Raw genomic sequence first — 13,731 nt, forward strand, 5'->3', positions numbered from 1 at the left:
GCTAGGTGGGCCCGGGTTACGCCGACGATTCGGCTGCCCCCACGAGCAAGAACACCACCACGCTCGCCACACCGACGAGCAGCGACACCGCCAGCACCACGGTGCCGACGATCCCCATGATGTAGCCCGCGTAGGCCTGCGAGCGCCCGCCCGTCCGGCCCTGCGACGCGTCGATCTCACCGAGCACGGTGCGACCCTTGGCCCAGGCGAACGGCGCGAGGATGCCGCACAGCGCCAGTCCGAGGATGCCGAGGATCAGCACCGTGGTCGCCTGCGGATGATCCGGCGGCGGCCCGTAGCCGGGATATCCCTGGGGCGGGGGCGGGGGCGGAGTGCTCATGCGCGAATCGTAATCGCGGACGCCCCGAACCGGGTGGTGACGCGACCTATCCTGGAGGGCGTAGGGCTCACGGGTGGTTGTCGGTATGGAGCACACGCGCATTGTTCAGGCGCTGAGCTGCGTCGTCGCGATGTATGTCGTCGCGCTCGCGGTCTGGCTCGGCTGGCTCGCCCCGCATACGCCGCCGGGGACGATGCCCTACCAGGTCCTCATCATGGTCGGGTTGTTCGGTTCCGGCGCGGGCATCGCCATGGCGATCGCCTCCATGCCGACCAGGGCCGACCGCAAACTGCGCAGGCACGGATTGGAGGGCTGGGCGCGTATCGACGGCATGCGCGCGCTGGCGCGCACCGACCATTCCAGCGAACTCACCGAATTCGACGTCGAACTGACCGTGCCGGGGTCCGACACGTATCACGGCACGATCGTGGTCGACGTGATGCCGGTGGACAGACCGCGCATGACGATCGGTCAGACCATTCCGATCCGCGTCGATCCGAGGAACCGCGACCGCATCATGCTCCTTCCGCCTTCCCGCGATTCCGGCCAGACGTAGGACGGTCGTCGGCTGAGCAGGCGGCTGCCGGTTCGGCGTGGGGTCGGGTCAGCCGGTGCCCGGCGAGTTACCCAACCGGTCAGCCGGGGGCCGCGTTTGCCGAGGGCAGGGCCACTATCGGGCGGCCGCGACGCAAGGTCCGCTGCCAGCGCTGGGGGTCGAAGATCGCCGGTTCGGTGCTGTCGATGAAGGCCCGGATCAGTTTCACGAAACGGTCCGGGTCGAAATGGTGCGGGAAATGTCCGGCGCCGTCGAAGATCTCGAGCATCGAGCCGGGAAACGCGCGGTGCGCGCGTTCGGCGTGGCCGGAGGGGATGACGGTGTCGCGGGTGCCGCCGATGATGAGCGTCGGCAGGTGCGCGGCCAGGTAGCCCCGGTCGAGCATGGTGATGGACTGACCGCGCCGATCGGCGGCGGCCCGGATCGTGCGCAGGAACGCGTTGCGCGCGGCGGTGTCGGACAGCTGGCCGTAGAGGCCGAGCACGTAGTCGACGTCCGGGCCGAGCCCCAGACCGCCCAGGCTGTTGACCACCGGGATCGCCGCGCGCACGACGGTGCGCACCGGCCAGCTGGTCACGGCCATCAGCCCGGGACCAGCGCCGGGCAGGGTGGCCAGCCGGAACGCCGGATGCACCCCCGCGCCCATCCCCGCCGGGCAGACCAGCGCGAGCCGCTCCACTTTCTCCGGGAACTGGTAGGCGAACTGCATCGCGACCCCGCCACCGAGCGAGTGCCCGACCACGGTGACCCGCTCGATGCCGAGCACGCTGAGCAGGTCACGCATGCCGTTCGCGTAGGCGGCGACGGCGTAGTCGGCGCGGGGCTTGTCCGATTCGCCGTGGCCGAGCAGGTCGGGCGCGAGCACGGTGAAGTGCTCGGCGAGCGCGTCGAACACCGGCGCCCAGGTCCCCGAACTGTCGGAGATGCCGTGAATGAGCAACAGCGGCGGCCCCGACCCCGCCATCCGGAACGCGCGGCGATAGCCGTGCACCTCGATGAACTGCACTTCCCCGGTCATCTTCGAAGCGTGCGCGGCGGGTGTTGCCGCCGGAGGACACCCAGGTAAGCGCTGTGTGACAGGGAGTATCAGGCACCGCGGCGGGGCGTGCCCACCGCGGGATCGGTCAGCAGATACTGCGCCGCGGCGTAGGTCGCCAGGATGACGCCCTCGCTGATCCGGCGGGTCCGCTCCTCGCGCGCGAACAGGCGACGCAGCACGATCAGCCCGTCCGACACCGTGAACAGCAGCGCGCCGAGACCGAGCCGACTGCGCGGGTCGCCGTTCGGGATGTTCAATCCGGCGATATTCCGGGCGCCCGGCGCTAGCGCGGGGTCCGAGGCCAGGGTCGCGGCGGTGCCGAGAGTGGCGCCGTAGGCGGTCAACGGCACCGCCAGCACCGGGGCCTTGGCCCGCAGCAGACCGGCCGCGCCCGCCCACGCCACCAGCCGGGGCGCGGCGATCGCGGCCCGCGGCCGGGCACCGCGCCGCCACCACAGCAGCGAGTAGCCGGTCTGCATGACGGCGAACGAGGAGGCGCCCGCGATCAGGCGCTTGTCGTCGTCGGGGTCGATCAGCAGCACGTCACCGACGGTGGCCGCGGCCAGCGAGCCGAGCAGGATCCGGCGTTCGGCCGGGTCGAGCTCGACACCGCTGGTGACGGTGTCGGCCGCCAGCAGCGGCATCAGCAGCGGCTTGGTCAGCCATTGCAGCCGTTCGCGACCGGTGACGGCACCGAAGACGGTGACCGCCGCCGCCGCGAGGTATCCGGCGCGCAGCGGTCGCACGTCAGAAGCTCGTTTCTTTCGGGGCGGGCGGCAGGGTGACGACCTGGCCCGCGTAGCTCAGCCCGGCGCCGAAGCCGAGCAACAGCGCCAGCTGACCACCCTTCGCCTTACCGGTGACCAGCATCTCCTCCATCGCCAGCGGGATCGAGGCGGCCGAGGTGTTGCCGGTGTTCTCGATGTCGTTGGCCATCGGGATGCCCTCGGCCAGGCCGAGGTTCTTCTTCATCAGCTCGTTGATCCGGGCGTTGGCCTGGTGCGGGATGAACACCTCGATGTCCTCCTTGGCCACGCCGGAGGCGTCCAGCGCCGCCGACAGCGCGCGCGGCAGAGTCACCGCGGCCCAGCGGAAGACCTTCGGGCCCTCCATGTGCAGCGACATCCGGCCGATCGGCTCGACCTCGGGGTCGGTGCCCTGCATGGCCTGGGCCTTGTTCATGTACGCGAGGAAGTCGACATCCTGGGCGATGGCCTCGGCGTTCTCGCCGTCGCTGCCCCACACCGTCGGCGAGATGCCGTTCTCCTCGGCCGGGCCGACGACCACGGCGCCCGCGCCGTCACCGAAGATCATCGCGGTGCCGCGGTCGGTCGGGTCGAGGCCGACGGTCATCGTCTCGGCGCCGATCACCAGCACGTAGTCGGCCGAACCGGCGCGGATCAGGTCGGCGGCGACGCCGAGGCCGTAGCCGAAGCCACCGCAGCCGGAGGTGAGATCGAAGGCAGCCACACCGTTGAGGCCGAGATCGGAGGCCACCGACGGCGCGCCGTGCGGGGTGAGCTTGAGCCAGCTCGACGTGCACAGGATGACCGCGCCGATCTGGGCGCGCTCGATCGGGGAGTTCTTCAGCGCGCGGTCACCGGCGGCCGCGGCGATCGACCGGATGGTCTCGTCGCCGCTGATCCAGCGACGGTTGTGGATACCGGTGCGCTCGAAAATCCACTCGGGCGTCGAGTCGAGCTTTTCGCACACTTCAGCATTGCTGACGATGCGCTGCGGTCGGTACGCACCGATCCCGAGCATCGCAACGTTGTCGCGACTCTTGTTAACTGCAATGCTCACCACAGGTGACTCACACGTCCTTCAGACTTACCGGACGACCACATCGTCATCCAGGTTTGGCGTTGTTCAGGCTAACCCAGAGCAAGGTCATCGAGCCCGAGGATGGACCGATACTCCAGCCCCTCCGCGGCAATGACCTGGTCAGCACCGGTTTCCCGGTCGACGACAGTAGCGACGCCGACCACGATCGCGCCCGCGTCGCGCAGCGCGCGAACCGCGGTCAGCGGCGAGTTGCCCGTGGTGGTGGTGTCCTCGACGACCAGCACCCGCTTGCCCACGATGTCGGGGCCCTCGATCTGGCGCTGCATACCGTGCGCCTTGGCCGCCTTGCGGACGACGAACGCGTCGATCGGGCGACCCGGCGCGTGCATGACCGCCATCGCGACCGGATCGGCGCCCATGGTGAGTCCACCGACGGCGTCGAAGTCCCAGTCGGCGACCAGTTCGCGCAGCAGCGAACCGATCAGCGGGGCGGCCTGGTGGTGCAGCGTCGCGCGGCGCAGGTCGACGTAGTAGTCGGCCTCCTTGCCCGAGGACAGCGTCACCTTGCCGTGCACGACCGCGAGCTCGCGCACGAGCGCGGCCAGCTGGTCGCGATCCGCCTCGGTGAGCGCCTGACGTGCCTGGTCGATCATCGTTTGCGTGTCCTTTCGGTCATGAGCCGGGCCGGTGCTAACGCTACGCGCCGCGTTTCGGCCCAGCGCTCATGGCCTAGGTCCGTCCGCGCGCGTTGAAGAGTCCGCGATTGAGGCGCGTCACCAGGGTTCGTGGGACGAAACCCGCCACCGCGGTGAGCACCTTGTACTGCACGCCGGGCACGCTGATGACCTTGCCGGAGTCCAGATCCTGCAGGCACCCGTCGACGACCTGGTCGACGTCGAGCCACAGGCGCTTCGGCAGCGAACCCATCTCGATGCCCGCGCGCTCGTGGAACTCGGTGTGCACGAACCCGGGGCACAGCGCCTGGACGCGGACACCCGTGCCCGACAATCCACCCGCCAGCCCCTCCGAGAAGGATACGACGTAGGCCTTGGAGGCCGAGTAGGTCGACCCCCGACCGGGGATCAGCCCGGCTACGCTCGCGACATTGACGATCGACCCGGAGGCCGCGGCGATCATCGCGGGCAGCGCGGCCCTGCACAGCTGCAATACCGAGGTGACGTTGACGTCGAGCTGGGCCTGCAGCTCGGCGGGCTCGATGGTCCAGAACTCCCCCGAGTGCGCGAAACCCGCGTTGTTGACCAGGAATTCGAGACCCTGGGCAGCGCGGTCGGCGACCCGGGCGCGGTCCTCGTCGTCGGCGAGGTCGGCGACGAGCACCTCGGCGGAGGTGGCGTAGCGGCGGCCGAGCTCGTCGGCGAGCGCGCGCAGCCGCTCCTCGTTCCTGGCGACGAGCACCAGGTCGTAGCCGAGGCTGGCGAGACGGTGGGCGAAACCCTGGCCGATCCCGGACGTCGGTCCGGTGATCATGGCCACGGGACGGTGCACGCCGGGTAGGCGCACTGGGCTGTCAGTCATCGCAGGTCGATTCCGGTCGAGACGAGTAGGCTGCCGCGGCGCCGATCGCCGCGGCACTGGTCACTTCGGTACCGGCCCCTGGTACGGGCGGAAACCGGGGTGGAAGGGGCCGCCGGGCTGTCCGGATTCGGACTCCTCGGCATGCGGCAGCGGCGGTTCTACGCGCGGACGCGGTTCGGGGACCACGGCCAGCGACGGCCGCTTCGGAGGCTCGCCGAGCGGGCGGCGGCCCGGCGCCGGCTGATCCTCGAATTCGGGATCGTCGAGGTCGGGGTCGTAATCGTCGGCGGTGTAGGCGGGCCTGCCCGCCGGGCGACGGCTGTACTCGGCGTAGTCGTCGGGCTCGCCGGCGGTCTGCGGGGCGGCGGCGCGGGGGCCGAAGCCCGGCTCGTCGCGGTAGCGGTCGTCGGCGTCGAGTTCGTCGTCCGGGCCGGGGAACCGGGTGCGGCCGTGGTCGGAGTAGTCCTCGGTGACCGGGCGGGCGGGCGCGAATTCGCCGGACGCGCGGTCGTCGTCGACGTCGTCCTCGTCGTAGACCGGCCGCGGGCCCGTGCCCAGCGGCTGGTCGGCATTGCTGCGCGGCCGGGTGAACTCGCTCGGCTCGGCGACCGGCGGCAGCACGTGCAGCAGGCCGGACAGGCGCAGCACCGCGTCGATCGCGGTCTCCCAGTCCTTAGCGCCGCTGCCGACGGGCAGCATGCCGAGGGTCCAGTTGCCCTCGCTCCACAGCATCTGCACGGTGTCGGTCAGCGACTCGATGAAGCCGACCATCCGCTGATCGACCGCGTGCCTGGCGATCTCGGGATCGGTCGCGAAGACGACCCGGTCACCGATCGCGCCGAGCAGTTCCAGATCGTGGTCCTTCGGCGGCGACGCGGTCTTGAGCCGCATGTCGACGTCGATCTCGGAACCGATCTGCCTGCGCACCGCCACCAGGGTGGCCGCGTCCTCCAGATCGAAGAGCACGAACTTCTCGCCCTTGCGGATGCCGGAGACCACGTCGACTGCCGAGAGATAGCCGAGCTTGGCCAGTGCGCCCCGACGCCACGTCGAGGCGAGCGCGGGCTCGACCGAAACATAGGTATAGCCCTGGGACTTCGCCCAGACCTGGCGGGCGTGCCCGGTCCGCTGTCGCTGGACCCGATCGAAATACAGCAGTACGACCGCACCCACGAGTGCGATCGCCGCTAACCCGAACCACATAGCCGTCATCGTCGCCTAGCCTATCCAGCCGTCGCCGTGATCGCCCGGCAGTGCCGGGCTTTCGACGCGCGGGTCGCTCATCGGGGGCCGCCTGGCAACGCCGTACTGATGATGATCTTGGCGTGGATCGACCCGTCTGGGTTCTTGTCGCCCTGCACCATAACCATGTCGCCGACGGGCAGCTCGCTCGCCTTCGTGCTGGTCAGCGAGATCACCTGGGTGGCATCGTCGATCAGCACCCGAACTGTCGACCCGCCGAGGGTGCTCATGGTGATCTCGGTGCCGGTGTTGGCGGTGATGCTGCCCATCGTGGCACCGAGATCGTCGCCACCGCCGAGACCGGGCAGCCCGGGCAGGCCACTCGCGCTGGGCGGCACGACCGGAGTGGTCTGCCTGCTGGTCGGCGGCGCCACCTGGCTGGTGGTCAGCCCTGACGCGGTGGTGTCGTCATCGGAGGAGTTGCCGCTGAGCACCAGGCCGGCGAGCACACCGCCGACCGCGATCAGCGCGAGCACGCCCAGGCCGAGCGCGATCCACAAACCGGTGTGCCGCTTCGGCGGTTCGCCCTGGTCACCGTCCTGCGGCCGGGGCGGGTAGCCCGGAGGCGGCGGGGCCGGATAGCCCTGGTCGTAGCCGGGGGGCGGCTGGTGTGGTGGCGGTTGCGCTGCGGGATAACCACTTTCGTAGGCGCCCCACTGCGCGTCGTGCGGAGGCAAGGCCTGCGTCGGGTTCGACGGCTGCCCCCACTCGTCGAATCCACCGCCTCCGTACGGCTTGGTCGAATCCATGCCCGGCGAACCCAACCGTTCGGTCGGCGAATCCTCCGGGCGTTGCCCCCACGGATCGTTCGGGTTCGTCATGAGCTCCAGCGTAGGTCAGCGCGGTGCGTTGGGAGGTCCCTACGCACCGCGCTGTGGATATTTCACGAGCTGTGGACAGCCTCGCGACCGACGACCAGCGTGTCGGTGGCGTCGTCTACGCTCACCCGCACCGTGTCGCCGTCGACGACCGCGCCGGAGAGCAGCTCCTTGGCCAGGCTGTCGCCGATGGCCTGCTGGATCAGCCTGCGCAGCGGCCGCGCACCGTAGGCCGGGTCGTAGCCGCGCACCGCCAGCCACTGCTTGGCCTCGTCGGTGACATCGAGGGTCAGCCGCCGCTGCGAGAGCCGCTTCTGCAGCTGCCGCAGGTTGATGTCGACGATCGACTCCAACTGCTTGGCGTCGAGCGCGTGGAACATCACGACGTCGTCGAGCCGGTTGAGGAACTCCGGCTTGAACGCGCGCCGCACCGCCTCCATCACGTGCTCCCGATCGCCGCCCGCACCCAGGTTGGAGGTGAGGATGAGGATCGTGTTGCGGAAGTCGACCGTGCGGCCCTGGCTGTCGGTCAGCCTGCCCTCGTCGAGAACCTGCAGCAGGATGTCGAAGACGTCCGGGTGCGCCTTCTCGATCTCGTCGAACAGCACCACCGAGTACGGCCGCCTGCGCACCGCCTCGGTGAGCTGGCCACCCTGGTCGTAGCCGACGTATCCGGGCGGCGCGCCGACCAGACGAGCCACCGAGTGCTTCTCGCTGTACTCGCTCATGTCGATGCGGACCATGGCGCGTTCGTCGGCGAACAGGAAGTCCGCCAGCGACTTCGCCAGCTCGGTCTTGCCCACGCCGGTCGGACCGACGAACAGGAACGACCCGGTCGGGCGGTTGGGATCGGCGACCCCGGCCCGCGCCCGGCGCACCGCGTCGGACACCGCCTGCACCGCTTCTTCCTGCCCGACGACGCGCCCGGCGACCTCGGTCTCCATCCGCAGCAGCTTGGCGGTCTCGCCCTCGAGCATCCGGCCGACCGGCACACCCGTCCACGACGACACCACGTCGGCGATGTCGTCGGGGGTGACCTCCTCGTTGAGCATCACGTCGCCGTCCGGCGCCGCGCCGCTGACCTGCTCGGCCGCGGCGAGCTCCTTCTCCAGCGCGGGGATCCGGCCGTAGCGCAGCTCGGCGGCCTTGCCCAGGTCACCGTCGCGCTCGGCGCGCTCGGACTCCCCGCGCAGCGCCTCGAGCTGCTCCTTGAGCCCGCGCACCGAGTCGATCGCGTTCTTCTCGTTCTGCCACCGGGTGGTCAGCTGGCTGAGCTTCTCGCGGTCGTCGGCCAGTTCCTGCCGCAGCTTCTCGAGCCGCTGCTTGGAGCCCTCGTCGGTCTCCTTCTCCAGCGCGACCTCCTCGATCTCGAGGCGGCGCACAGCCCGCTCCACCTCGTCGATCTCGACCGGCCGGGAGTCGATCTCCATGCGCAGTCGCGAGGCCGACTCGTCGATCAGGTCGATCGCCTTGTCGGGCAGGAACCGGGAGGTGATGTAGCGGTCCGACAGGGTCGCGGCAGCCACCAGCGCGGAATCGGTGATCCGCACGCCGTGATGCACCTCGTAGCGCTCCTTGATGCCGCGCAGGATGCCGATGGTGTCGGCCACCGACGGCTCACCGACCATGACCTGCTGGAACCGGCGCTCGAGTGCCGCGTCCTTCTCGATGTACTTGCGGTACTCGTCGAGTGTGGTCGCGCCGACCAGGCGCAGTTCACCGCGCGCGAGCAGCGGCTTGATCATGTTGCCCGCGTCCATCGCCGAGTCGCCGGTGCCGCCGGCGCCGACGATGGTGTGCAGCTCGTCGATGAAGGTGATGATCTCGCCCGCGCTGTTCTTGATGTCGTCGAGCACGGCCTTGAGCCGCTCCTCGAACTCACCGCGATACTTCGCGCCCGCGACCATCGCGCCCAGGTCGAGCGAGACGACCTTCTTGTTGCGCAACGACTCCGGGACGTCGCCCTCGATGATCCGGCGCGCCAGACCCTCCACGATGGCGGTCTTGCCGACGCCGGGCTCGCCGATGAGCACCGGGTTGTTCTTGGTGCGCCGCGAGAGCACCTGCACGACGCGGCGGATCTCGGTGTCGCGACCGATCACCGGGTCGAGCTTGCCCGCGCGGGCGGCCTCGGTGAGGTCGGTGGAGTACTTCTCCAGGGCCTGGTAGCTGGCTTCCGGGTCGGGATTGGTGACCCGCGCGCTGCCGCGCACCGTGGTGAAGGCATCCCGCAGCGCCTCGGGGCTCGCGCCGTGCCTGCGCAGCAGCTTGGCCACCTCGGAGTCGCCGTCGGCCAGGCCGACCAGCAGATTCTCGGTCGAGACGTACTCGTCGCCCAGCTCGGTGGCCAGACGCTGCGCGGCGGCCAGCGCCGCCAGTGCCTCGCGGCCGAGCTGCGGTGTGGTGGTCGCACCGGTCGCGCGCGGCAGCCGGTCGGCGATGTCGCCCGCTTCGCGCTCGACGGTCGCCGGGTCGACGCCGATGGCCTTCAGCAGCGGGGCGGCGATGCCATCGGTTTGATCCAGCAACGCCACCAGCAAGTGCGCCGGACGGATCTCCGGGTTGCCTGCCGCCGAAGCGGCCTGAAGGGCGGCGGTCAGCGCCGCCTGTGTCTTGGTGGTGGGATTGAACGAGTCCACAGATCTCCTCGGGTAGGTCAGGTATCGACTGGTTCAACGCTCACAAAGTTGAGTCTGTTCCACTCAACTCCAACTTTTTCCGGTGGGCACCGAATCGGTCTTCACGCTACGCCGCGACACCACCGAAGACGATCAATCACCGCACGTCGCAAGGCTGTCCGCCTAGGATTGCCGTGCCCGGACCACCCGAGGAAGAGGAGCCGACCGATGCGCGCGATCGTGGTTCAGAAGTTCGGTGCCACTCCCGAACTGGCCGAGATGCCGGTGCCGGAGCCCGGGCGCGGGGAGGTGCAGGTCGCGCTCGACGCCGCCGGGGTCAACCCGTTCGACCTGAAAATGGCCGACGGCATCCTCGAGGGCAAGATGCCCACCGACTTCCCGATGATCCTCGGCGTCGACGGCGCCGGCACGATCTCGGCGGTCGGCGCGGGCGTGCGCTCGTTCGCCGTCGGTGACCGGGTGGTCGGCAAGTTCCTCACCGCACCCGCCGGGCACGGCAGCTGGGCGCAGTACGCGACCCTGCCCGAGGACGCCACACTGGTGCCGATCCCCGAGGGCGTCACCTCGGTCACCGCCGCCGCCCTCCCGGTCGCGGGCGTCACCGCCCAGGACCTGGTCGACACCGCCCGGATCCGCCCCGGGCAGACGGTGCTGATCGTCGGCGCGACCGGCGGTGTCGGCTCCTTCCTGGTCCAGCTCGCCAATATCGCCGGCGCCCACGTGATCGCCACCGCCCGCGGCGACGCCGCCGACCAGGTCGCCCGCCTGGGCGCCGCGGAAACCATCGACTACACCCAGATCCGCCCCGCCGATCCCACTGTGGTCGACCCCGACCCCGCCACCCAGCGCGACTCCAGCATCACCGGCGCCGTCCGCTTCACCCATCCCGACGGCATCGACGTCCTCTTCGACCTGGTCAGCAGCCCCGCCGATTTCGCCACCCACGCCACCCTCGTCCGCCGCGGCGGCCGCGCCTACTCCACCGTCTGGGCCGCCGACGAGCCCACCCTGCGCGAACACGACATCGCCGGCGGCAACTTCGAATCCAAAGGTCGCGGACCCGAACTGAGCCGCCTGCTCGCCCGCGTCGCCTCGGGCGACGTGGTCGTTCCCGTGGAAGCCACCGTCCCCCTCGAAGCCGCCCCGGCGGTCCTCGGCGCGGGCAGCGCTCGCGGAAAGACTGTCCTGGCCATCTGATTCCAGCCGACGAAGGCGATCCATCGATGTATCCGGCCGCAGATCATTCGGCTGTCGAGTGGCGCGGTCGGGGCACCGGCGGCGAGCACTGGCGAGGTCAGCGGGGGCGGTAGATGCCGGATCTGGCCCTGGTCGCGGTGGTGGTGAGGATCGTGGCGAGAGTCGAATGGAGGCGGGTGGGGGTGGTCGGTTTGGCGATGAAGGTGGTTTCGCCGTAGAAGACGTAGCGGCCGTCGTTGGTGAGGTCGTGGAGCTGGAAGTCGTCGCGGCCCTCGGTGTGGCGGTTGTCGACGCTGGCGTGGGCGTAGACGCCGATGTGGGTGAGGGTGTCGGTGGGTTTGGCGAGGAAGGTTTCGAGTTGTTCGCGCGGGGTGGGGTTCCACAAGTCGCGGACATGCGGGCGGGGAGCGGCGAGTTCGGCTGCGGTGACCTTGATTTCGCGGCCGGAGCCGGGACCGACCTTCGGGAGGGTGGACAGGACCGCGGCGGCGAGGTCGTCGGGGGCCATCAAGTACAGGGCGATGTCGCCCGGGTCCGAGTCTTCGCCGGGGGCCTGAACGGCCAAGGCGGCGTAGGTGTCCCGGGTTCCACCGTGTGCGCGGATCGTTCTCGTGCTGCCGGAACCGCCCGCCACTTCGACGCGCGCGTGCGGAGCCAACAGCGCGGCCATGGCGGCGTCGAGGTCGCTGTCGAATTCGGCCATCATGTTCTCGGCGGCCTTGCCGCGCAGCCGGCGGACCTCCGCCCGGGATTCGACACCGACGTGGCGGTGGTGCAGGGGGTACGGCAGCACGTCGCGTCCCGCCGCCTCCCAGAGGGTGCGGAAGTCTAGAGCGGTGAGATGCCAGGTGCGCACGGGGGATCTACTCTGTTCCATCAGGTTTCGCGATTCAGTCGGCGCCGATGACGGGCGGCACCAGCTTGGGCGGATTGTCCAGACCGGTGAGTTCGTCACCGTGTTCCTGGGTGACCAGGTAGTCGGGAATGCCCTTGGTGGATTCGTCGTCCTTGCCCGCGCCCCTGCCGCCGGGGACGCCCATGCCCGGCATGCCCGCCCGGCCCGCGGCCCCGCCGCCCGCGCCCGCGACCCGCGCGCCCGCCGCCGTGGTCCCGGCGGCCGCGCCGCCACCGGGGACCGCGCTGCCCGCAGCGGGCGAACCCGGCGAGCCGGAGCCGGGAGTTCCCGCGCCGCCCGGTGATCCGGACGGCGACCCGGATCCGGGTGCGGCACCGCTCGGAGTCGTGGCGGCCGGGGTGGTCGTGCCGGGATCGGTCGACTGCGGTGCGGTCGAATCGTCGTCGGTCGTGTCGTCGCCGGTTGTCGTGTCGTCGCCGGTGGTGTCGTCATCGGTCGGCGTGGTCGATGCCGGTGTGGTGGACGCGGGGTCGGTCGCCGGCTGCTCGGTGCCCGGGCCGGACGAGTTCGGATTGTTCGAGTTCGGCCTGGTCGATCCCCCGTGGTCGGCGGGATCGCCGCCACCGTTGTCGAGGGTCTTCGGGAGGGGAATGACCGGAACCCTGGTATCGGATTCGAGAATCACCGGGGCGTAGACGGACGTCAGGACGCGCACCGCCTCGACTCGGGCGTTCTCCTTGGCGACATCGTCATTACGCCAGGCGCGTCCGGTGAAGAGCCCACCGAAGTTGTCGAGGCCGCTGCGATGTTCGGGCTCGAACGGAACAAGGCGCTTGGTCGGTTCGAGGCCGGTGCGCAGTTCGTCCAACTTGCTCTTGGTGAGCGCGGCGGCGGTGGTGACCCTCTTGCCCGTGGCATCGTATGCCGCCACGGCTTCCGCTGCCGCGGTCGCGGCGGCGCCGGACCAGACCTCGGGTGCCATGCCGCGAGTGAGCTGCTTGCGGAACTCGTCGAGCGAGGTGCTGTTGCGGGTCGCGATCTCGTTCCACGCGCCGATCAGGTCGTTGACGGCGTCGAGGTCGATCTTGTCCACCTTGGCCCGCAGCTCGGCGACGGTCCCCTCGAAGTCGTCGGTCTTCGTCACCATATTGGGCCGGTACTCGCCGTCGAATCCCAGCTCAGCGGCCTTCTGACGGTTCGTCGTGCGCTGATCGTTGTACCGATCCTGGATGTCGGCGATATCGGCGGCGTCGAGTTCACCGTCATCGCCGAACGGGGACAGGACGAAATTGCGAAGACCGCCGAAGAGGTCGAGTCCCGCGATATCGGGCTGCATCTACTTCACCTGCTCGGTGGTGTAGTCGAGGGCATCGGCGTTCTCGATGTCCTGGCCGGTGAGGCGTTTGAAGGACAGGGAGAAGACTTCGCGCAGTTGTTTGACCGCTTCGATGTCTTTCATGATGACGGCGTCGACGGAATTGTCGTCGCCGGTGGCTTGCCGGAGGAACTGCTTCTCCAGCTGTCTCGCCATGTCGAAGTCACCGAAGCCGCTGACGGCCTGCGCTCGAATGGCCACGGCGCGTAGCGAATCGAGGTCGGTGAGCCGCTTATCGCAAGCCTTGTACATGTGGTACGCGGCCGCGTCGTCGTTCAGGTAGACCTCGCCCGCGCGAGTCTTGCCGAGCAGGTCCGAATACGGGGATTCAGCCATGACCGTTTCGCC

14 protein-coding genes are annotated in these 13,731 nt (G+C 69.8%); 2 read left to right on the plus strand and 12 right to left on the minus strand.

The window, feature by feature from the left end; genetic code table 11:
* Positions 1-16: 16 nt before the first annotated feature.
* A complete protein-coding gene (locus ACIO52_RS30420; protein ID WP_402648723.1) occupies positions 17-340 on the minus strand; it encodes a DUF4190 domain-containing protein in 324 nt (107 codons plus the stop codon).
* An 85-nt stretch (positions 341-425) separates the two neighbouring features.
* On the opposite strand from ACIO52_RS30420, the gene ACIO52_RS30425 reads away from it, so the two are divergent.
* On the plus strand, positions 426-896 hold the full coding sequence (locus tag ACIO52_RS30425) for a hypothetical protein (RefSeq protein ID WP_218716182.1): 471 nt from the start codon (positions 426-428) through the stop codon (positions 894-896).
* Positions 897-975: 79 nt separating this feature from the next.
* Here ACIO52_RS30425 and ACIO52_RS30430 read toward each other — a convergent pair whose 3' ends face one another.
* The 8 genes from ACIO52_RS30430 to clpB all read right to left on the minus strand — a co-directional run bounded on the left by ACIO52_RS30430 (position 976) and on the right by clpB (position 9,955).
* Positions 976-1,914, minus strand: coding sequence for an alpha/beta fold hydrolase (locus tag ACIO52_RS30430; RefSeq protein WP_218716183.1), 939 nt, complete (start codon positions 1,912-1,914; stop codon positions 976-978).
* A gap of 68 nt (positions 1,915-1,982) precedes the next feature.
* Positions 1,983-2,681: a lysoplasmalogenase gene (locus ACIO52_RS30435; RefSeq protein WP_316576325.1), complete on the minus strand. Its 699-nt coding sequence runs from the start codon at positions 2,679-2,681 to the stop codon at positions 1,983-1,985.
* Position 2,682: 1 nt separating this feature from the next.
* A complete protein-coding gene (locus ACIO52_RS30440; RefSeq protein ID WP_218716185.1) occupies positions 2,683-3,741 on the minus strand; it encodes a beta-ketoacyl-ACP synthase 3 in 1,059 nt (352 codons plus the stop codon).
* A 68-nt stretch (positions 3,742-3,809) separates the two neighbouring features.
* Positions 3,810-4,373 (minus strand): orotate phosphoribosyltransferase, encoded by a 564-nt coding sequence (gene pyrE / locus ACIO52_RS30445; RefSeq protein ID WP_019049751.1) that lies wholly within the window; start codon positions 4,371-4,373, stop codon positions 3,810-3,812.
* Positions 4,374-4,449: 76 nt separating this feature from the next.
* Positions 4,450-5,256, minus strand: coding sequence for an SDR family oxidoreductase (locus ACIO52_RS30450; RefSeq protein ID WP_218716186.1), 807 nt, complete (start codon positions 5,254-5,256; stop codon positions 4,450-4,452).
* A gap of 60 nt (positions 5,257-5,316) precedes the next feature.
* Entirely contained in the window at positions 5,317-6,429 is a 1,113-nt protein-coding gene (locus ACIO52_RS30455; protein ID WP_402648728.1) for a hypothetical protein, read from the minus strand.
* Positions 6,430-6,536: 107 nt separating this feature from the next.
* A complete protein-coding gene (locus ACIO52_RS30460) occupies positions 6,537-7,319 on the minus strand; it encodes a DUF5666 domain-containing protein (RefSeq protein WP_218716188.1) in 783 nt (260 codons plus the stop codon).
* 62 nt (positions 7,320-7,381) lie between these two features.
* Positions 7,382-9,955: an ATP-dependent chaperone ClpB gene (gene clpB, locus ACIO52_RS30465; protein ID WP_218716189.1), complete on the minus strand. Its 2,574-nt coding sequence runs from the start codon at positions 9,953-9,955 to the stop codon at positions 7,382-7,384.
* A 207-nt stretch (positions 9,956-10,162) separates the two neighbouring features.
* Between clpB and ACIO52_RS30470 the strand changes: the two genes are divergently transcribed.
* The gene (locus ACIO52_RS30470; protein ID WP_218716190.1) at positions 10,163-11,152 is read left to right on the plus strand and encodes an NADP-dependent oxidoreductase; all 990 of its coding nucleotides are present in this window, start codon (positions 10,163-10,165) and stop codon (positions 11,150-11,152) included.
* A 97-nt stretch (positions 11,153-11,249) separates the two neighbouring features.
* Here the strand turns inward: ACIO52_RS30470 and ACIO52_RS30475 are convergent, their stop codons facing one another.
* From ACIO52_RS30475 to ACIO52_RS30485, 3 genes are read right to left on the minus strand one after another with little or no spacing between them, the layout of a single operon-like run.
* Entirely contained in the window at positions 11,250-12,029 is a 780-nt protein-coding gene (locus ACIO52_RS30475) for an ESX secretion-associated protein EspG (protein WP_255586703.1), read from the minus strand.
* A gap of 13 nt (positions 12,030-12,042) precedes the next feature.
* Positions 12,043-13,344, minus strand: coding sequence for a hypothetical protein (locus ACIO52_RS30480; protein WP_402648733.1), 1,302 nt, complete (start codon positions 13,342-13,344; stop codon positions 12,043-12,045).
* On the minus strand, positions 13,345-13,719 hold the full coding sequence (locus ACIO52_RS30485; protein WP_218716173.1) for a hypothetical protein: 375 nt from the start codon (positions 13,717-13,719) through the stop codon (positions 13,345-13,347).
* Between the last annotated feature and the right edge of the window lie 12 nt (positions 13,720-13,731).

The sequence above is a fragment of the Nocardia sp. NPDC087230 genome (assembly GCF_044744725.1).
Lineage (GTDB): Bacteria > Actinomycetota > Actinomycetes > Mycobacteriales > Mycobacteriaceae > Nocardia > Nocardia canadensis.

Excerpts from the sequence above, each read along its gene's own strand:
- ACIO52_RS30420 (WP_402648723.1), bottom strand. The coding sequence starts at position 340 with ATGAGCACTCCGCCCCCGCCCCCGCCCCAGGGATATCCCGGCTACGGG.
- ACIO52_RS30425 (WP_218716182.1), top strand. The coding sequence starts at position 426 with ATGGAGCACACGCGCATTGTTCAGGCGCTGAGCTGCGTCGTCGCGATG.
- ACIO52_RS30430 (WP_218716183.1), bottom strand. The coding sequence starts at position 1,914 with ATGACCGGGGAAGTGCAGTTCATCGAGGTGCACGGCTATCGCCGCGCG.
- pyrE (WP_019049751.1), bottom strand. The coding sequence starts at position 4,373 with ATGATCGACCAGGCACGTCAGGCGCTCACCGAGGCGGATCGCGACCAG.
- ACIO52_RS30450 (WP_218716186.1), bottom strand. The coding sequence starts at position 5,256 with ATGACTGACAGCCCAGTGCGCCTACCCGGCGTGCACCGTCCCGTGGCC.
- ACIO52_RS30460 (WP_218716188.1), bottom strand. The coding sequence starts at position 7,319 with ATGACGAACCCGAACGATCCGTGGGGGCAACGCCCGGAGGATTCGCCG.
- ACIO52_RS30470 (WP_218716190.1), top strand. The coding sequence starts at position 10,163 with ATGCGCGCGATCGTGGTTCAGAAGTTCGGTGCCACTCCCGAACTGGCC.
- ACIO52_RS30475 (WP_255586703.1), bottom strand. The coding sequence starts at position 12,029 with ATGGAACAGAGTAGATCCCCCGTGCGCACCTGGCATCTCACCGCTCTA.
- ACIO52_RS30480 (WP_402648733.1), bottom strand. The coding sequence starts at position 13,344 with ATGCAGCCCGATATCGCGGGACTCGACCTCTTCGGCGGTCTTCGCAAT.
- ACIO52_RS30485 (WP_218716173.1), bottom strand. The coding sequence starts at position 13,719 with ATGGCTGAATCCCCGTATTCGGACCTGCTCGGCAAGACTCGCGCGGGC.